At 32.3% G+C, this 20,235-nt stretch carries 18 protein-coding genes; 9 read left to right on the plus strand and 9 right to left on the minus strand.

The genetic code is table 11. The features are described from left to right. Positions 1-80 precede the first annotated feature (80 nt). Positions 81-713 (plus strand): nitroreductase family protein, encoded by a 633-nt coding sequence (locus QM746_RS01835; protein ID WP_414982651.1) that lies wholly within the window; start codon positions 81-83, stop codon positions 711-713. Positions 714-753: 40 nt separating this feature from the next. On the opposite strand, the gene QM746_RS01840 is transcribed toward QM746_RS01835, so the two are convergent. From QM746_RS01840 to QM746_RS01865, 6 genes are all read right to left on the minus strand, one after another. Then, positions 754-1,368, minus strand: coding sequence for a hypothetical protein (locus tag QM746_RS01840; RefSeq protein WP_414982652.1), 615 nt, complete (start codon positions 1,366-1,368; stop codon positions 754-756). A gap of 13 nt (positions 1,369-1,381) precedes the next feature. Continuing rightward, positions 1,382-2,413: a uroporphyrinogen decarboxylase gene (hemE, locus tag QM746_RS01845; protein ID WP_414982653.1), complete on the minus strand. Its 1,032-nt coding sequence runs from the start codon at positions 2,411-2,413 to the stop codon at positions 1,382-1,384. 55 nt (positions 2,414-2,468) lie between these two features. Next, positions 2,469-3,149: a uroporphyrinogen-III synthase gene (locus QM746_RS01850; RefSeq protein WP_414982654.1), complete on the minus strand. Its 681-nt coding sequence runs from the start codon at positions 3,147-3,149 to the stop codon at positions 2,469-2,471. A 15-nt stretch (positions 3,150-3,164) separates the two neighbouring features. Further along, the gene (gene hemC / locus QM746_RS01855; RefSeq protein WP_414982655.1) at positions 3,165-4,073 is read right to left on the minus strand and encodes a hydroxymethylbilane synthase; all 909 of its coding nucleotides are present in this window, start codon (positions 4,071-4,073) and stop codon (positions 3,165-3,167) included. Positions 4,074-4,124: 51 nt separating this feature from the next. After that, entirely contained in the window at positions 4,125-5,402 is a 1,278-nt protein-coding gene (hemA, locus tag QM746_RS01860) for a glutamyl-tRNA reductase (protein ID WP_414982656.1), read from the minus strand. Between the two features lie 72 nt (positions 5,403-5,474). Next, positions 5,475-5,888, minus strand: a complete 414-nt coding sequence (locus QM746_RS01865) for a GNAT family N-acetyltransferase (RefSeq protein ID WP_414982657.1) — start codon at positions 5,886-5,888, stop codon at positions 5,475-5,477. A gap of 199 nt (positions 5,889-6,087) precedes the next feature. Here QM746_RS01865 and QM746_RS01870 point away from each other — a divergent pair, with 199 nt between their 5' ends. From QM746_RS01870 to rodA, 5 genes are read left to right on the plus strand one after another with little or no spacing between them, the layout of a single operon-like run. After that, entirely contained in the window at positions 6,088-7,113 is a 1,026-nt protein-coding gene (locus QM746_RS01870) for a rod shape-determining protein (protein WP_374363459.1), read from the plus strand. A 21-nt stretch (positions 7,114-7,134) separates the two neighbouring features. After that, positions 7,135-7,983 (plus strand): rod shape-determining protein MreC, encoded by an 849-nt coding sequence (mreC, locus tag QM746_RS01875; protein ID WP_414982658.1) that lies wholly within the window; start codon positions 7,135-7,137, stop codon positions 7,981-7,983. Then, positions 7,976-8,482 carry a rod shape-determining protein MreD gene (gene mreD / locus QM746_RS01880; RefSeq protein ID WP_374363454.1) on the plus strand — a complete coding sequence of 169 codons (507 nt, stop codon included), beginning with the start codon at positions 7,976-7,978 and terminating at the stop codon, positions 8,480-8,482. The genes mreC and mreD overlap by 8 nt, the downstream gene beginning before the upstream one ends. Beyond that, entirely contained in the window at positions 8,479-10,455 is a 1,977-nt protein-coding gene (locus QM746_RS01885; RefSeq protein WP_414982659.1) for a peptidoglycan D,D-transpeptidase FtsI family protein, read from the plus strand. Before mreD ends, QM746_RS01885 begins: the two co-directional genes overlap by 4 nt. A gap of 1 nt (position 10,456) precedes the next feature. Continuing rightward, on the plus strand, positions 10,457-11,686 hold the full coding sequence (rodA, locus tag QM746_RS01890; protein WP_414982660.1) for a rod shape-determining protein RodA: 1,230 nt from the start codon (positions 10,457-10,459) through the stop codon (positions 11,684-11,686). Between the two features lie 78 nt (positions 11,687-11,764). On the opposite strand, the gene QM746_RS01895 is transcribed toward rodA, so the two are convergent. Beyond that, complete coding sequence (locus tag QM746_RS01895) at positions 11,765-12,406, minus strand: C40 family peptidase (RefSeq protein ID WP_414982661.1); 642 nt, start codon at positions 12,404-12,406, stop codon at positions 11,765-11,767. Between the two features lie 419 nt (positions 12,407-12,825). Next, positions 12,826-15,021 (minus strand): glutamine synthetase III, encoded by a 2,196-nt coding sequence (locus tag QM746_RS01900; protein ID WP_414982662.1) that lies wholly within the window; start codon positions 15,019-15,021, stop codon positions 12,826-12,828. Positions 15,022-15,283: 262 nt separating this feature from the next. On the opposite strand from QM746_RS01900, the gene QM746_RS01905 reads away from it, so the two are divergent. The 3 genes from QM746_RS01905 to QM746_RS01915 all read left to right on the plus strand — a co-directional run bounded on the left by QM746_RS01905 (position 15,284) and on the right by QM746_RS01915 (position 19,776). Then, entirely contained in the window at positions 15,284-16,972 is a 1,689-nt protein-coding gene (locus QM746_RS01905) for a DUF6909 family protein (RefSeq protein WP_414982663.1), read from the plus strand. A 148-nt stretch (positions 16,973-17,120) separates the two neighbouring features. Then, the gene (locus tag QM746_RS01910) at positions 17,121-18,962 is read left to right on the plus strand and encodes a M1 family metallopeptidase (protein ID WP_414982664.1); all 1,842 of its coding nucleotides are present in this window, start codon (positions 17,121-17,123) and stop codon (positions 18,960-18,962) included. Between the two features lie 52 nt (positions 18,963-19,014). Beyond that, positions 19,015-19,776, plus strand: a complete 762-nt coding sequence (locus tag QM746_RS01915) for a type III pantothenate kinase (protein ID WP_414982665.1) — start codon at positions 19,015-19,017, stop codon at positions 19,774-19,776. A gap of 14 nt (positions 19,777-19,790) precedes the next feature. Here the strand turns inward: QM746_RS01915 and QM746_RS01920 are convergent, their stop codons facing one another. Continuing rightward, positions 19,791-20,225 carry a nucleoside deaminase gene (locus tag QM746_RS01920; protein WP_414982666.1) on the minus strand — a complete coding sequence of 145 codons (435 nt, stop codon included), beginning with the start codon at positions 20,223-20,225 and terminating at the stop codon, positions 19,791-19,793. Positions 20,226-20,235 lie beyond the last annotated feature (10 nt).

A 20,235-nucleotide genomic window follows, 5' to 3' on the forward strand; every position in this document is an offset into this window, starting at 1 on the left:
TTTTTTTCTATCACTTTCTTAACATAAATCAATGACAAAGCATTGTTTTACACATTAATTTTGTCTCAAATAAAAAAACAATGGAATTAATAAATAAATTAAAATGGAGATACGCCACAAAAGCAATGAACGGCGAAAAAATAAGTGAAGAAAAAGTTGATAAAATTTTAGAAGCAGCTCGTTTAGCTCCTACTTCTAGTGGTTTACAGCCTTTTGAAATTTTTGTGGTAAGCAATCAGGAAGTTAAAAATCAACTAAAAGAAGCAGCTTTTGGTCAACCACAAATTGGAGACGCTTCTCACGTTTTAGTTTTTGCAGCTTGGGACACTTATACAGAAGAAAGAATTAATTATATGTTTGATTTAACCAACGAAAAAAGAGGTTTCACTAATGAAGGTTGGGAAAATTACAGAAAACAATTATTAAGTACTTATGTACCAAAATCTGCTGAAGAAAATTTTGTTCACACCTCAAAACAAGCATATATAGCATTTGGAGCAGCAATAATTGCCGCAGCTTTCGAAGGAGTAGATGCAACACCGATGGAAGGTTTCAGCCCAGAAAAAGTAGATGAAATTTTAGGATTACAAGAAAAAGGGTTAAAAAGTGTTTTACTTTTACCTCTTGGCTATAGAGATTCTGAAAAAGATTGGCTAGAAAAATTAGAAAAAGTAAGAAAACCGAAAGAAAAATTCATTACAGAAGTGAATTAACAAAAATTCCTCAGAGATTTATGAGGAATTTTTTTATTTTTTATTTACAATTTTTCTCATAATAATCTATGAAAACAAAGACATCTTTTTTAAATTTAATTTCATCATTTTCAAATGCAGTTACAAGTTTTGGACATTTATTAGAAAAGAATTCTTTAATCCCTTTTTTAGTAATACTTTTCCCCCCTACCATTATTCCTGGACCACCAAAATTCATTGAAATAAGTGTTGCTTTTTTTTCGTCCTTATATCTAAAGAAATAAGAAGATTCACTTGATGTAACTGGAATATTATTATACATGGTTCTATCATAAAAACTTTGCGTTTGAGCATAAACAGACACATCACCTTTGTAAATAAGATATAAAAAAGCTTCAGAAGACATTTTTCCTTGTGTAGCCATTAATCTTTCTACTTCAGAAGTTTTACCTGTCTTTTCATCTACATAATTCACCTTTTGTAGATTTTTCAATTCTAATTTTTCTTTTTTACCATCCAAAGTTGGCTTGAAATTAATGTTTGATTTCTCAGTATTAACAGGTTCAGCGTAACCAGATTTCACAGTTCCATTACTAAATGTTACATCTGCTTTATAATACTGAGCAAACGAAATTTGTGCAATAAATAGCACAACTAAAGGCATTAGTTTTTTCATTTTTTAAATATATTTATTTGTTGAATTCAAATTCTACCACGGCTTTTACAAAAGCTTCGGCATTTTCCACAGGAATATTAGGCAAAATACCATGTCCTAAATTTACAATATATTGGTCTTTACCAAATCTTTTAATCATTTCGTGAACCATTTTTCTAATCACTTCTAGCGAAGAATGTAATCTAGCAGGATCAAAATTTCCTTGTAACGTTATAGAATTATTGGTGAATTGACGTGCCAATTCTGGTGTAATTGTCCAATCTACTCCCAAAGCAGAAGCCTTAGATTTAGCCATTTCTTCTAAAGCAAACCAACAACCTTTGCCAAAAACCACAACATGAGTTTCTGGAGCTAAAGCTTCTATAATTTGATTGATGTATTTCCAAGAAAACTCCTGATAATCTTCCGGAGAAAGCATTCCTCCCCAAGAATCAAAAATTTGAACCGCAGAAACACCACTTTGTACTTTTCTTTTAAGATAAGCGATGGTAACATCTGTAATTTTTTGCAAAAGCAAATGTGCTGCTTCTGGTTGAGTAAAACAAAAAGATTTTGCAATATCGAAAGATTTAGAACCTTTTCCTTCTACGCAGTAGCAAAGCAAAGTCCATGGTGAACCCGCAAAACCTATTAAAGGAATATTGTTTTCTAATTTTTGTAAAGTAATGTCTATCGCATCATAAACGTATTTTAGATTTTCTTCTGCTCCTTCAACTTGAAGATTTTCAACTTGTTCTAAACTTCTGATAGGTGTATCTAGCCAAGGCCCAACAGACTCTTTCATTTTGAAATCAATCCCCATTGCCTGAGGAACTACCAAAATATCCGAAAACAAAATCGCTGCATCCAACGGAAATCTTCTAATCGGCTGTACTGTAATTTCTGCTGCCAATTCTGGAGTTTGACAACGCGTAAAAAAATCGTATTGATCACGAAGTGCGATAAATTCTGGTAAATATCTACCTGCTTGTCTCATCATCCAAACTGGCGGTCTTTCTACAGTTTCGCCACGTAATGCTCTTAAATATAAGTCGTTTTTAATCATATTTTTTGGTTGTTGGTTGTTGGTTGTTGGCTTTTGGTTGATTGTGTAAGAAAAATTATTCTGACAACTGACAACGAATAACCGACAACAAATCATCTAAATTGCTTTCTTTGCTGGTGAAAATTCTATTTTGAGTAAATTTTTTCAGCTCTTTTTCTGTAGTTTGTCCAATAGAAAAAATCTTTATTTTTTCCAAAGAATTAAACTTCGCAAAACTACGAACTCCGCTTGGACTAAAAAAGACCACAGCATCATAATTTTCTGAAATTTCTGGATAAAGTAAATTGGTTTTATAAACAATTACTTTTTTGTATGAAATATTTTGAAGTGGAAGCTTTTGGTCTAAAATATCTAAAGCTAAATTTCCACAAAAGTGAAGAAAACGTTCTTTGTGACTGTTTTCAATGATAAAATCCGCCAAATCACTAGAATGCTTTGTTACTTTAAAAGTGCCAAAACCTTGTTTTCTAAGCGCTAACTTCGTCTTAAGACCTACTGCATAAACTTTATTAAATTGACTAGGATTGAGGAAATTTTCGTTGATCTTAAAACCATTGTTAAAAAACGATTTTACCGCATTTACACTGCTAAAAATAAGCGAATAATTTTTAAGAAAAAATGGTTTTATCTTAGATTGTTCAACTGTTATAAAATCTTGAAAATCACAAACAGCATCAGTTCCCAATTTTTGAGAAACTTCATTTTCTATGCCTGTCTTCGTGAAAAGGATTTTCATTAACTTTTTTACTATTTAACTTTTAATTTGACTCTTTATTTCTTCCATCATTTCTTTGCCTCCTTTTTCTAAAATTATTTTTGCAAATTTCTCTCCGAAATTTTCAGAATCGTTATAGTCAAATTCTTCAACTAAATTTATCGTTTTTCTACCATCTAGAGAATTTAATTTCCCTTCAAATGTAATTTTATCTTCATTAAATTTTGCTATTGCGCCAATTGGCGCAGTACAACCTCCTTCTAAAGTTCTAAGAAAATTGCGTTCTATTTCTACACAAATTTGTGTTTCTTTATGATTAATTTGTTGTAAAACCTCTTTGGCTTCTAAATCATCTACTCTACTTGCTATGGCTACAACTCCTTGACTAGGCGCAGAAATCATAAAATCTAAATACTCAAAATCGAGTTCCATTTCCATTCTTTTAATTCCTGCCAAAGAAAAAAGTGTAGCATCAAAATCTCCTTCTTCTAGTTTTTTAAGACGGGTTTGCACATTTCCTCTAATATCCGAAAATTCAGTTTCTGGAAATTGCTCGAGCCAAAAAGCACGTCTTCTCAAACTGCTCGTCGCGATTTTTAATTCAGCTAAATTTTTATTTTTAGACGATGATTTTCTTACCAAAACATCTTGAGGGAAATCTCTTTCCAAAACCGCCGAAATTTCTATATTTTGAGGCAAAATAGTAGGAACATCTTTTAAAGAATGTACTGCAATATCAATTTCATTATTGAGTAATGCAATGTCTAAATCTTTAGTAAAAACTCCAGTAATACCGAGAGAATAAAGCGGTTGATTAAGATTTTTATCTCCAGAAGAAAGCACAGAAACCAACGAAGTTTCGTAACCTATATTTTGTAATTTTTGTTCTACTTCTTTCGCTTGCCACATTGCTAAAGGCGAATTTCTGGTGCCAATTCTAATCATTATAAAACTATTTCTTAAAAATTCGTAAATTCTAAATTGTAAATCTAAAATTTACTGGTGTTTTTTATTAAACTCCTCTTTAGGTTGTTCTACCAAAATATCGTTCATTAATTTGGTAATTTCTTCGGCTCTTAAAGGGTTTTCAATAATATATTTTGCAAATCTATTGGTGATTTTTTGAATCATTTTTTCGCTCAACTTCATATCGTCCACTTCAATATATTTATGTTTTCGGTAGAAATTGTGCATTTCGTGGTCTTCAATATTTTTTAAAGCAGATTTAAACTGATGAATATTGGGAGCAAATTTTCTCTTTTTTTCCCAAACAAGAAATTCTTTTGTCATTTCTTTAATAATTTCTTCAGCTTTCGGAATTTCTTTTTTACGTTGCTCAATTGTTTCTTGGATGTGATTTGAAAGTTCATCAATATCTACCAATTTTACGGCTTTATTCTCCGTTACATTTTTATCAACATTGTTCGGGATAGACAAATCTATCACCAAAGTCTCTTTTCCATTAGGGAAATGTTTCGGCAAAATAATTGGAGTTTGTGCGCCTGTAGCAACAATTAAAATATCTGTAGATTTTAATTCTTCTTCAAAATTATCAAAAGCAATTTGCGGAATATTGTACTTTTCGGCAATTTTTTCTGCCTTTTCGAAAGAGCGATTTGCAATCTTAACCTTTGGTTTATAAACGTGTTTTACAAGATTTTCCACTGTGTTTTGCCCGATTTCTCCTACACCCAACAAAAGAATATTTTTATCAGAAATTTGAGCTTGAGTTTTTAAAATATAATGAACCGCCGCATAAGAAACAGATGCTGCTCCGTTTGAAATACCCGTTTCATTTTTAATTCTTTTAGAAATTTGAATTGCCAAATTAATAGCTCTTTCTAAATAAGGATTGCTAAATTTTCTGTATTTTTTGAAACGATGATAAGCATTTTTAATCTGCCCAATAATCTCAAAATCTCCTAAAATCTGACTTTCTAAACCCGCAGAAACTCTAAAAAGATGATTGAGTGCTTCTTCGCTTTTGATAACATTTACAAACTGCATAAAATCCATCAAACTCACATCTACCGACTTGCAATACATCTCAGCAATAGACATATAATTGCTTGCTGTAGTATAAATTTCGGTACGATTACAAGTAGAAACAACAAAAGCATCACCAAGCTTTTTATCGTGAATTTCGTTCACAAAATTCTTAACGTGCTCATCAAAGAAAGCAAATTTACTTCTTACCTCAGCATTAGCTTTCTCGTAGCTAATACTTAAAACCGTGAAATTCTGCGTGTTATATGTCTTTACCTGAGGATTCATTATCAATTTGCAAATTTAATCATTATTCTGATAATTTTCTTCTAATTTTAAATATGCTTGCGTTTTATATTATCAATCAAAATATTTCGTCATTAAATAGTGAAAACCAATTGGCTTTATTATAAAAATTTCGCCTTCAATTTTATAACCACATTTTTCGTAAAAAGGAACAGCTTTTTCCCTGGCATTCAACCAAATTTTAGTGGTTTTTTCGGCTTCTAAAATATCTTCTGCAAATGCAATTAGTTTTTTGCCAACTCCCAATCCTTGCAATCTTTCCGAAACGGCCATTCCTCTAAACTGTGCAATTTCACCGTTTTTCATTACAGACAAAACACCTTCTATTTTGTTTTCATAAAAATAGCCCAAATGGAAAGTTCCTTGGTCTAAATCTCCTTTAAACTGATGTGGTTCATCTGGAAATTCTTTTCTTAGAACCTCTTTTCTTATCGAATATGTTTCTTGGGCTGAAATTAATTTAATCATTTGATTTACTGATGTTTAAAATAAAAACTATTGTAACTTTATTAATTTTTCAAAAAAATAAAAATAAAACAGAAAGTTTAAAGTTTAAAAATACGACAAGCATTTAGAATTTAATAAAATTTTAACTAAATTTTTTAGTTTCCTTTATTTAGAATGCGTTTAAATTTATATCTTTGTAAACTAAAATTTATAGTAGAAAATGGGGTTATTTGATATGTTTACGCAAGAAATTGCGATCGACTTAGGTACAGCTAATACACTTATCATTCACAATAATAAAATCGTGATTGACCAGCCGTCAATCGTAGCTATAGAACGTTCTACAGGAAAACCAATTGCGGTAGGAGAACAAGCAAAACACATGCAAGGGAAAACTCACGAAGACATCAAAACCGTTCGTCCATTAAAAGACGGAGTAATTGCAGATTTTGCTGCTTCTGAGCACATGATGAAAGAATTTATAAAATTAGTACCTGGTATTAAAGGAAAACTTTTTCAGCCTTCTCTTAGAATTGTAATTTGTATCCCTTCTGGAATTACAGAAGTAGAAAAAAGAGCCGTAAGAGATTCTGCACAAAAAGTTAATGCTAAAGAAGTAAGATTAATTTATGAACCAATGGCTGCAGCAATAGGAGTTGGAATTGATGTACAAAAGCCTGAAGGTAACATGATTATTGATATAGGTGGTGGTACTACAGAAATTGCAGTGGTAGCTCTTGGAGGTATTGTTTGTGATAAATCTGTAAAAATTGCAGGAGACGTTTTCACGAATGACATTGCATATTATTTAAGAACGCATCATAACTTATACATTGGCGAAAGAACTGCGGAAAGAGTAAAAATAGAAGTAGGTTCTGCTGTAGAAGAATTAGATGTAGATGTAGAAGATATCCCGGTACAAGGTAGAGACCTTATCACAGGGAAACCAAAAGAAATAATGGTAGGTTATAAAGAAATTGCAAGAGCTCTAGACAAATCTATCATCAGAATAGAAGATGCAGTAATGGAAACTCTTTCTCTTACACCTCCAGAATTGGCAGCCGATATTTATAAAACAGGTATTTATCTTGCTGGTGGTGGTGCTTTGTTAAGAGGATTAGCAGACAGGCTTCACAAAAAAACAGGTTTACCTGTTTTCGTAGCAGAAGATCCATTAAGAGCGGTAGTTCGAGGAACAGGAATTGCGCTTAAAAATATGGACAAATTTAATTTCCTAATAAAATAATGACAAGAAACCACTGTAAGAATGGGTTTTTTAATTAGATTGTTTAGTAAGAACGGATTATTTCTGTTCTTTCTTTTCTTACAGTTAACTGCCGTTACATTGATTTTCAGTAGAAATTCGATGCAACAGTCTTTTTTAGCTGCTCAGACAACCGCTTTCAACGCTTGGGTCTCTGGTTACATAGACCAAGGAACTAGCTATTTGAGATTAAAACAAATTAATGAAGATTTAGTTGCGCAGAACAAAGCATTAATGGCAGAAATTTATGGAAAAGACAGAGCTGGAAATCCTCAGTTCAGAAGAGTAACAGATACAATTGGTGGCGGACAAATCTACACTTTTGTAGATGCTGATATTGTAAACAACAGCATTACCAGAAACGATAATTACTTTACCATTGACCGAGGAAAAAGACACGGTGTTTTCCCTAAAATGGGAGTTATTGCTCCAAACGGCATTGCAGGAATTGTGGTAAATACCACCAACAATTATGCTTTGGTTCAATCTGTTTTAAGTGTTAATAAAATAAAAATTAATGCTGCTCTAAAAAACACAGGCTATTTCGGAACTCTAACTTGGAAAGGAGACAACTCCAGAACAATGCACCTTGCTGACATACCAAAATATGTACCTTTGAAAGTAGGAGATACTGTTCTTACAGACGGAAAATCTTCTATTTTCCCACAAGGAATTATGATTGGTAAAGTTGCCGGCTACGAAGTAGATTCTAAAACCGGTTATTGGGACATTTCTGTAGAATTAAACCAAAAAATGGGAAATCTTCAAAAAGTTTTTGTGGTGAGAAATTTAAAAAAACTAGAACTTAAACAAATTCAAGATACGCTAGACGCAACTTTAAAAAATGATTAGTAGAAACATTTTTACCGACCTTGTAACGATGATGGTGCTAGTTGCGCTACAAATTTTCATATTTAACAGAATAGATATTGCTGGTAAATACACTCCCGTTATATATACCATTTTTGTACTGTTCTACCCTTTTTATAGAAACAAATATGTTTTTCTTTCTGCAAGTTTTCTATTAGGATTATCAATAGATGCTTTCCTTGGGACTTGGGGAATCAATGCATTTTCTACCACTTTAATCGCTTATTTCAGAACCTTAATTTTTAAAACTTCCACAGAAATTTCTTCGGATATTTTTTCTTTCCAAAATCTTCAGTGGTCACAGTTTTTATTCTATATTTTTTCAAGTATTTTTGTGCATCAGTTTTTAGTTCAAAGCATAGAATTTTTTAAATTCGATAGATTTTTAGAAGTATTATTGAATATTTTAATCACAAGTATTATTTCTATTACCTTTGTATTAATCTACACTTTAGCATTTAAAATCAAGGAAAAAGTTTGAAACCAGCATATTACAAAATCACCATCGCGATATTCATTATTGCTACAGCTTTTGTAGCAAGATTGTCTTATTTACAATTAATTACAGATAGATACGCACTCAATGCTGCCAACACTTCTATTAAAACAGAATACATTATTCCACAAAGAGGGATTATTTTTGACAGAAACGGAAAAATTTTGGTAGGAAATCAGCCTTCTTATGAAATTTCCTTCACTCAAAATCTAATGAAACCAGATTTTGACACTTTAGGGTTTTGTAATCTTTTAAGAATCAACAAAAAAGAATTTATTAATAAAATAAATCTCCTCAAAAAAGACAAATACTATTCTAAACTCACACCCATGACTTTTATGAGTGATATGAGCAGAGAAGAAATTGCAAGAATTCAAGAAATTATCTTTAAATATCCTGCTTTTAGCATTGTAGAACGTCCGCAAAGAAAATACGAAGTATCTACTTCTGGTAATCTTTTAGGATACACCAATCAAGTAAGCGAAAATTACATAAAAAGAGATTCTCTTTATTATCTTCCGGGAGACATTGCAGGAATTACAGGTGTTGAAAGGTCTTACGAAAAAGAATTGAGAGGAGAAAAAGGAATAAAATACATTCAAAAAGACATCAAATTAAGAAATGTAGGTCCTTATAAAAACGGAATTCTAGACAAAGAAGTAATTTCTGGGAAAGATCTTACTCTTACCATAGACTACGATTTGCAAAAAATGGCCGAAGAAATGTTGGTAAACAAACATGGTGCAATAGTAGCTTTAGACCCTAATAATGGTGAAATTCTAGTACTTGCAACAGGTCCTGATGTTGACCCAAATTTGTTTACCGGCTCAGAAAAAAAGAAAAACATTTACAAACTTTCTAAAGATACACTTTACGATAACAAACCAACTTTCGATAGAGCTCTGCAAGCTGCTTATCCTCCAGGTTCTACGTTCAAATTGCTTACTGCTCTTGCTGCAATGCAAATGGGCGTAATAGACGAAAACACCATTTTCCCTTGCGGAAGAGGTTTTTATTATAGAGGTTTAAGCGTAAAAGGACACGGCGGCGCAGAACCTTTAATTCCTTCAATTCAAGTTTCTAGTAACTGTTATTTTTCTTATGCTTTCATTAACATCATGAATAAATATCCGGGCAATCCTACAAAAGGTGTAAATGAATGGAAAGAAATAATGGAAAGCTTCGGTCTTAATAAATTTATGAATAATGATTTAGCGGTTGGCGCGAAAGGAAGAATCCCAAGCGGAGAATTCTACGAAAAAAGAAGTCATTTAAAATCAAAAGATTGGAATCCTCTTTACACTCAAAATGGCTCTATTTTTAACGGGATGGGACAAGGCGATGTCTTAGTAACACCTTTACAATTAGCTAATTATACTGCTGCTATTGCCAATAAAGGTTGGTATTATACCCCTCATATTGTAAAATCTATCGATGGAAAACCAAATCCTGACCCAAGATTTAAGGATAAACATCTTACCAAAGTTCAGAATAAAAAATATTATAATTTGGTAATGCAAGGCATGGAAGCTGTAATGCTAAGAGGTACAGGAGCAAGTTTGAAATCTAACGATTTTACCCAATTGGCAAAAACTGGTACAGCACAAGTTCCACAAGGGAAAGATAATTCAATTTTTACCCTAATTGCTCCAGCAGACAAACCAAAAATTGTGGTAGTTGCCGTAATGGAACATGCTGGTTTTGGAGCAACTTGGGCAGGTCCTGCTTGTACTGTAATTGCAGAAAAATATATCACTGGCACTTTAAAAAGAGAACATCTTTACAAGAAAATGATTAATGCCAGTTTTATGGGTGAGTACAAAAGACAGTGGTACAAAGAACATGGCAAACCAAAAGAAGATTTGGATTCTATAAGACTAAAAAAACTTCAAGATAGCTTGAAACAACTCAATAAAAAGATTAACACAAAAGAAAAAACACAAAAAAAATTACCTTAATATGAAATGGGCAGAAGGATTAGATAAGCTTGGCATTTTTTTATATCTCGCCATTTCTGTGTTTGCCGTGGTAAACATATATAGCGTTGACAAAGGTTTAGGAGAAAAACAATTGATATTTTTCTTCATCTCTTTATTTGTAGGATTCATTATCTTTATGATGAGGAGTAAATTTTTCGAAAACTTTGCGGTAGTTTTCTTTGTTTTGGGTATTATTTCTTTACTAGGATTACACGTTTTAGGCTCGGAAATTAAAGGGCAAAAAAACTGGTATAAAATAGGCGGATTTACCATGCAACCTGTAGAATTTGCGAAAATTGGTGTTTCACTAATGCTTGCAAGCTACGTTTCTGGACCAGATTTTAATTTGAATAATAGAAAATCCTTACTCACTACTCTTGCCATTATAGGCATTCCTGCAATTGCAGTTCTCAGTATTCCTGATGTTGGCTCTTTATTAGTTTTTACAGCATTTGTAATTGCTTTATACAGAGAAGGATTAAGTGGATGGTTATTTGGGATAGGTTTTATCCTTGCAACTGTATTTTTATTGTCCATCGCAATTAATCCCATTTATATTGTACTAGGACTTTTAGCAATCTATTTAATTTATATTTTCTTGAATTTTGGAAGAATAATTTGGACAGTTCCTACCATAGTAACTTTTCTAGGAACATTTCTAATTTTAGCTGGAATAAGTTTCGGAACACCCAAAATTTTAGAAAAATTACCAGCTCACCAAAGAGAAAGAATTGAAGTTTTGTATAAAGGTGAAAAAGCTTTCAGAGATACTTCTGGTTACAATTTATTATATTCAAAAACAGCTATTGGCTCTGGTGGATTCTGGGGAAAAGGATATAAAGAAGGTTCAGTAACACAAGGTAAATTTGTACCAGAACAAGAAACAGACTACATTTTTTGTACCGTAGGAGAAGAATGGGGATTTCTTGGAAGTACCCTTTTGGTAATTTTTTATGCTGTGTATATTGGCAGAATCTATTATTTAGCAGAAAACCAAAAGACCACATTTAACAGAGTTTTCGGTTATTGTTTTGCTGGAGTTCTCCTGATGCACTTTGCCATTAATTTAGGTATGGTTATGGGACTTTTCCCAACTGTTGGTATTCCTTTGCCTTATTTCAGTTACGGAGGAAGTTCTTTTTTAGCATTTTCGATAATGACAGCAATCTTCTTTAAACTGAATTATACCGATAAAAATTCATTGGTTTAAAATAAATTCCACATTTCATCACATAAAAAAAGCTTCCAAAATTATTGGAAGCTTTTCTATAAAAATCAATTATTTATTTTATTGTTGTGGTTGTTGTTTAATAATTCTTTTAGCAAATCTAAATTTTCTTCCCCAATAAGAATCGTTAAGAGAAGAAATCATTACACCACGTGATGTTGCAGCATGGATAAATTTAATTTCTCCATCTGGAGTTACTTCTTGTACAATTCCAACGTGAGAAACTCTTCCGCCTTGTGAGAAAAATACCAAATCTCCTTTTTGAAGTTCTTGTTTTTCTACTTTATCTCCTAACTCTGCTTGTTCTGCAGCAACTCTTGGTAGTTCAATACCTGTAGATTCGCCAAAAACATTTAATACAAATGCAGAACAATCTATGCCACTTCTATTAGTTCCACCAAATCTATAAGGAGTGCCAATGTAAGTACTTGCTTCGTTCAAAACATCATCAATCGTTTTATCTAATGAAATAGCACTTGTAATAGCTGCTGCAAGTTCAGATTTTTGCACATTTGCAAAATTTACATTGTAACTATTATAAGTGCTTTTATTAGCTGCGTTGAGATTTTTGGTATTTAATTTCTCTAAATTGGCATCGGATTTGTACTTAGTAGGTGTAGAAACTACATAGTTTGTAACACATGATTGCAAAGAGAAAACAGACATCACTGCAATTGTGTAAAGCAAAACTCTTTTCTTCATAATATTACTTAGTTTATTTCTTTATTTAGACAGGACAAATGTAAATGATATAGATTTTTTCGCTATTGATATTTGTCAGTCTTAAAAAAGATTTAACACTTTTTAACATTTATAAATAATATGTTAAAAGAAATATATTGCTAACTACCTATTTATGGTGATTAGCGATTTCTGTTTTTTAAGAAATTTTAACAAAAATAGACCATATCTACAAATTATATAAAACCTATCTATTATTGTATAATTAGTTTTGAATTTAAAGTCTTATTTTAAACGTTTATAAATAGCAAAAATTCAAACAGTTATACATTAAAAAAAGTATAATTCTGAATCAAAATTGAATGAAAAATTTACTAATTTCAAATAAAAAATCCTTCTCGAAAATGAGAAGGATTCGTTTTATGCAGTATAATGTTTTATTATCTAGTAAATAACATTTCTCTGTATTTGGTAAGTGGCCAAAGCTCATCATCTACCATCATTTCTAAAGCATCAGCAGAAACTCTAATAGAATCGAACAATGTTTTCACATTATTACAATATGCTTCAGCTTGTTTTTGGCTTCCAGAAGTAGATTTTGCTTTTTCTTTCGCATCTAACAATTCATCAACACCAACTTTAATTTTAGAAACGTGCTCAGAGATTTGAGTAATTAAGCTAATTTGCTCTTTTGCAACCGCTTTGAATTCTTTTTCACTGAAGATTTCTTTTAAACCTTTTACGTTTTCAATTAATCTATTTTGATAGTTTAAAGAAGCAGGGATAATGTGATTTCTTGCAATATCTGCAATTACTCTAGCTTCAATATCAATAGTTGTAGAATACTTTTCTAGTTTAATTTCGTTTCTTGCTTCAACTTCTCTGTGAGAATAAATTCCCAATTCTTCATATAAAGAAACAAATTTTTTGTCCATTTCTTTTTTAAGAGCTTCAGGAGTTGTTTTTAGGTTGCTCAAACCTCTTTTCTTAGCTTCTTTTGCCCAATCATCAGAATATCCATCACCCTCAAACATAATGTTTTTAGATTGTTTGATGTATTCTCTTAGTACATTGAAGATTGCTTCGTCTTTTTTAAGACCTTTTTCAATTAGAGCATCAACTTCTACTTTGAAATCTTTAAGTTGTTTTGCCATAATAGCATTCATCACAGTCATTGGTTCTGCGCAGTTTGCAGAAGAACCTACTGCTCTAATTTCAAATTTATTACCTGTAAATGCGAAAGGAGAAGTTCTGTTTCTGTCTGTATTATCTAATAAAATTTCAGGAATTTTACCTACAACATTTAATTTAAGGTCTGTTTTTTCTTCAGGAGAAAGTTTTCCATCAGTAACTTTTTCTAGTTCATTAAGAACGTTATAAAGTTGAGAACCAATAAACACAGAAATAATTGCTGGTGGAGCTTCGTTAGCACCTAATCTATGGTCGTTATTTGCAGATGCAATACTTGCTCTTAATAAATCTGCATATTCATTAACTGCTTTAATTGTATTGATAAAGAAAGTTAAGAATTGTAAATTTTTCTTAGGATTTTTACCTGGGCTTAATAAGTTTTCTCCTGTACTAGTAGCTAAAGACCAGTTATTGTGTTTACCGCTACCATTGATACCAGCGAATGGTTTTTCGTGCAATAATACTTTGAAGTGATGCTTATTTGCAACTCTTCCCATTACATCCATTAGAAGTGAATTATGGTCGATAGCAACATTTACTTCTTCGAACATTGGAGCCAATTCAAACTGATTTGGAGCAACTTCGTTGTGACGAGTTGTAACAGGAATTCCCAATTTCATACATTCAATTTCTAATTCCTTCATGAAATTCATTGTTCTTGTAGGAATAGAACCGAAATAGTGGTCGTCTAACTGTTGTCCTTTTGCAGGAGCATGTCCTAATAAAGTTTTTCCTGTTAATACTAAATCTGGTCTAGATTGATGTAAAGCAGAATCTACCAAGAAATATTCTTGCTCCCAACCTAAAGTAGGAGTTACTTTTTCTACACTTTTATCAAAATAACTCATTACAGCAGTAGCTGCTTCATCTACAGAATTTAAAGCTCTAAGCAAAGGTGCTTTATAATCTAAAGTTTCTCCTGTATAAGAAATAAAAATAGAAGGAATACAAAGTGTAGTTCCCATAATGAAAGCAGGTGAAGTAGGATCCCAAGCGGTATAACCTCTTGCTTCAAAAGTATTTCTAATTCCACCATTAGGAAAAGAAGAAGCATCTGGTTCTTGTTGAATTAACATACCACCACTAAATCTTTCAATAGCTCTACCTCCTTCAATTGGTGTAAAAAATGAATCATGTTTTTCTGCAGTAGCTCCTGTTAAAGGCTGAAACCAGTGAGTATAGTGTGTAACACCTTTAGACATAGCCCAATCTTTCATAGCTACAGCAACCTGATCTGCGATATGTCTTTGAATTTTTGTTCCTTTTTTAATTGCATCTATTATCGACGAGAACGCTTCTTTAGTAAGATACTCTCTCATCGTTTGCTCAGAAAATACGTTCTGACAGAACAATTCTGATAATTTAGCAGGAACTTCCACATTATTGTCCTTTCTAAAGTTTTTGAACGGTAGCGTTTCTAACGCTTTGAATCTCAATGTTGACATCGGCAATATATTTTTCACAAAATTAATAATTTTTTAAATACAAATTAAAATTACCCTAATCTTTTTGGGGGTATATTTGTAAAATTAACTAAATTTAATATTAATTATTACTTTTCAAAAAGGGACACCTGTGAAAAATTTTAACATAAATGAACCTTCAACCAAACATTTCGTTCATCTAAAATTAAAATTCTAGGCTAAATCCTTTACTTTTTGAAAAAATTTTCGCATCTTTGCAGACTTTTATCTAAAAAACAACAATATGGCAAATTCCAGAGCAAGAGAAACAACAGAAGCAATTGAAAGGCTATACGTGTCTATGAGACACCTATTTTATAGAGGTTTTTTCAAACCTTCGGGAGTCTCAGGAGAAAGCCTAAGAAGCCTTTTAAAAATAATAAACCCAGAAATTTATGGAACCATGAACGTTCCTAATAAAATTGAACTAGATGGTTTATTATACGTTTTAGACAGATTACCAGAAGGCATAGAAGAATGCTCTTACGTACACTTAACTTCTGACGAAGGCTTCGACAAAGGAAGCTTTGAACCAATAGTACCTAAAAAACGTAGGAGAAACTGTTACAGAATAGACGAGCACCAAATGAATATTGAAGTTCTGCTTGGACGTTCTGAAATTTATGACATTCTTACTCACCTTACTTTTTTATATATAGAAGCAGACAAAATTAGAAGTTTAGCTTTTTTACAAGACGAAACGGGAGAACCAAAACGTTCTTGGAAAATTATTGAAGAAGTTGCAAAAGGAGAAAAAAAATTAAGTAGAAAAGAAAAAGAAGTTGCCTTAATACACCTTTCTTCTCTTCTTGGCAGAACTTTCGAAGAAACACTTACTGCTTATAATAATTTCGGAGACGACAAAAATCCGGATAGATTATTCAAAATTATTTATCATTTAGGAAAAGTTAGCAACGAAGACTACAAACAAGTAAGAGAAAGAGAAGTTCACTTTAGTGCAATTCTTAAAGAAAGAGTTGGACACCACTATTTTGGAGAAAAATGGGCTACTAATGTGAAAAAAATTCTTGGCGAGAACGATTTACTCGGAAGATCTATTCACATTATTTCAGCGAATATGCATAGCGTTAAAAATATGCTTTTTGCCAATGCCGCTTTGAAACAAAAGCCTAAAAAAGAAGTAGATTATTCTCTTTACGAAGAAATTTCTGGCAACAAAGAACTCAGAGACAAAGTACTAGATTACGCCATAGACAAAGGCATGATTTATATTGACGACAATAGCGGTAGCAATATAGATGTACAATTAATAGACTTGTCTAAAGTAGACCTTGTTAACTCGCCTTTTTCTGGCATTTCATATAAAGTGAACGATGTTTTAATGGTTTTTGACTATGCTTTCGGAGAACAAGCTTTCGAAATTATGGACGAATTACTTAGACCATTTGAATTCAACAACAGTACGTTCACCATGAATGTAAAATCTGTTTCAATAATGGGAAAAGCAGGCATTTTAACTGGAGAAAAAGGAGATATTATGATTCCAACTTCTCATATTTTTGAAGGAACCGCAGACAATTATCCATTCGAAAACGCCCTGAAATTAGAAGATTTTCAAGATGAAGAACTAAAAGCTTTCGAAGGAAGTATGCTTACTGTATTGGGAACATCGCTTCAAAACAAAGACATTCTTTCTTATTTTATGAACAGCTCTTGGAAAACAGTTGGACTAGAAATGGAAGGCGCACATTACCAAAAAGCAATTCAAATTGCATCTAAAATTAGAAAACACATTGAAGGAGAATTGTTTGTTTGCTACGCTTACTACGCATCTGATAATCCTTTAGAAACTGGAAGTACACTTTCTTCCGGCGGACTTGGACTTACCGGTGTAAAACCAACTTATCTTATTACACTAAGAATTTTAGAGAAAATCTTTAACTCTTGCAAAGAGACTAAAGCTAAAAAATAACTTTTAAATAACTTAAAAACCTTTCAAATCTATTTTGAGAGGTTTTTTTGTGGGCAAATCTTTAATAGAAAACATTTTTATACGTTTTTTGCTCTTTTTTTAAGGGTTAAAAAAAATAAATAACATTATCTTTGAAAAAAATTCATCTATGACTCAAAAATTTTTAGCAATTTTTATTTTTGCTTTCGGATTATTTTCTGCACAACAAGACGCCTATTATCAGCAATATGCAAGATATAAAATGAATATAGACGTAGATGCTGCCAATTTTTCTTACCACGGAAAACAAGAAATTCAATATACTAATAATTCCCCAGACGAACTTTCTGTAGTTTATTTCAACTTGTATTGGGATGCTTTTAAACCAGGTTCTATAATGGATCAACGCGTCCAAAACCAAGGCAAAAATGCAGACGGAAGACTTGCAGAAAACGGAGTTTCTAGACTTTCTACCATCCCAGCTGGAGAAGAAGGAAGTCAAAAAATTAATTGGCTAAAACAAAATGGAAAAGAAGTAAAATTCGAAGTACAAGGAACCATAATGAAGGTTTACCTCAACGAAAAAATAAAACCAAATTCTTCTACTTCTTTTACAATGGACTGGGACTCTGTAATCCCTAAGCAAATCCGTAGAAGTGGAAGAAATAACAGAGAAGGAATTGATATGACCATGACGCAGTGGTATCCTAAAATTGCTGAATATGATTATGACGGCTGGGCTACTTTCGATTATGCAGGAAGAGAATTTCATGCTCCTTTTGCAGATTTTGATGTAACGATTAAAATTGACAAAGATTATGTAGTAGGAGCTGGAGGAATTTTAGAAAATCCCACAGAAGTAAAAGGTTACACCGAAAATCCAGACATTAAAACAGATAAAGACAATAAAGCAACTTGGAAGTTTAGCGCAAAAAACATGTTAGATTTCGCATGGGCTGCAGACAGAGATTATAGCGTGGATAGTTTTGTAGTTCCAGACGGACCAAAAGTGTTTTTTGTATATCAAAAATCCGAAAAAACTCAATATTGGGAAGAAGCAAAACCTTACATCACCAAATATTACCAAATAATGAATAACACTTTTGGAAGATATGTTTACCCAACTTATAGCTTCATTCAAGGTGGAGACGGAGGTATGGAATACGGAATGTGTACAATGATTTTGGGCGAAGCAAGAAGTTTAGAAGGTTTATTAGGATTGATGATTCACGAAGGAAGTCATTCTTGGTTTCAGCAAATGCTTGCCACCAACGAAAGCACAAAACCATGGTTAGACGAGGGCTTTACAAGTTATGCAGAAAGTTATGTGATGTATCAACTTTTCCCGAAAGAAAACGAACCAAATCCTTTTATCGGAAGCTTAAAAGGGTATTCTTATTTTGCTAAATCTGGTAGAGAAGAACCTGCGTCTTGGTTAGCAGACCATCACGATAGTGGTTCCGCTTATTCTGTAGCATCTTACACTAAAGGTGAATTATTTTTAGTAGAATTAGGATATATTGTTGGGGAAGAAACTTTATCTAAAATCATGAAAAAATACTATCAAGATTGGCATTTGAAACATCCTTCTGATAGAGATTTCATGCACATTGCACAGTTGGTATCTGGCATGGATTTAAAATGGTTTTATCATTATTGGATTAACACTACCAAAACAATTGATTACGGAATAAAAGATGTAAAATACGGAGATACTTATACCACAATCACTTTGGCAAACAATGGAGAAGTTCCTATGCCTATAGATTTCAGTATTGTAACCAGCGACAAGAAAACAATTAACTATCACATTCCGTTGAATATGATGAGAAGCCCTAAAAAATCTGATTTCTTTGGCAATTTTCAAACTTTAGACTATTGGAATTGGACGGCAAAAGAATACACGTTTTCAATCCCTTACAAAAAAGAAGAACTAAAAATTTTAGGAATTGATTTCAGCCAAAGATTAGCAGACGTTAATTTAGAAAATAATACCTTAGAAGTAAAGTAAGATTGACTTATTAATTATTAAATTTGCAGTCTAATTATAAAGAAGCTATCAAATGAAAAGCATCGTTATAAACGTAGGAAATTCAAACATAAGATTCGGGCTTTTTGAAGATGACCAATGTACCACTACTTGGATTATCAATACAAAACCATATAGAACCAGAGACGAATTTTTCGTTCAGTTTAAAATTTTATATCAAACATACAATGTAGATATAGAAAATATTGATAAAATTATTATTGGCTCTGTTGTTCCTCAGCTTACTCATATTATCAGCAGTGCATTGTACAAGCTTCACCATTTAGAAGCAGTAATTGTAGATAGAAAAACCCAAGCTCCTATTAGACACAAATCTAATCAGATGGGAACAGATATCTATGCAAATTTAGTTGCCGCACATTTTCTTTATCCAGACAAGAAAAAAATAATTTTAGATTTTGGCACAGCACTTACAGCAAGTTGTATAGACGCAACGGGCGAAGTTTTGGGAGTAATTATCGCTCCAGGAATTATTACTTCTCTTAATTCTTTAGTAAAACAAACCGCTCAATTACCAGAAATAGAACTCACTAAACCTAAAAAAGTTCTTGGTCACGACACCGTTTCCTGCATGACTTCCGGAATGGTTTACGGATTTCTTGGCATGGTAGAAGGTTTTATTGATAGGATAAATGAGGAAGTAAATGACAAATGTTTTGTAATAGCAACCGGAGGAGTTTCTCATGTTTACCAGCCTCTTACCAATAAAATAGATGCAGCCGACAAACTTCACACTTTAAAAGGATTATACTTCTTAGGAAAAGATAAAAATTAAAGATGACCAATTGGTCATCTTTTTATGATAAAAAACTCTTTAACCAAAGCGGAACATTCATTTTCTAAAACACCTGTAATCAATTCTGTTTTAGGATGAAGTTGAAGATTTTTATTAATAAAACCTCTTTTCTCGTCTCTAGCGCCAATTACTACTTTAGAAATTTGAGACCAAGTAAGTGCTCCGGCGCACATCACACAAGGCTCTAAAGTAACATACAATGTACAATTTATTAAATATTTTCCGCCAAGAAAATTTGCCGCAGAAGTAATGGCTTGCATTTCGGCATGTGCTGTTACATCATTCAATTGTTCGGTAAGATTGTGTCCTCTTGCAATTACTCTATCATTCATTACAATTACACAGCCAATAGGAACTTCGTTTAAATCTTTAGCAGCTTCAGCTTCTTGAAGCGCCATTTTCATAAAATATTCGTGAGAAAAATTCATAAATTCTACA

This window comes from Cloacibacterium sp., assembly GCF_047601505.1.
Classification (GTDB): domain Bacteria; phylum Bacteroidota; class Bacteroidia; order Flavobacteriales; family Weeksellaceae; genus Cloacibacterium.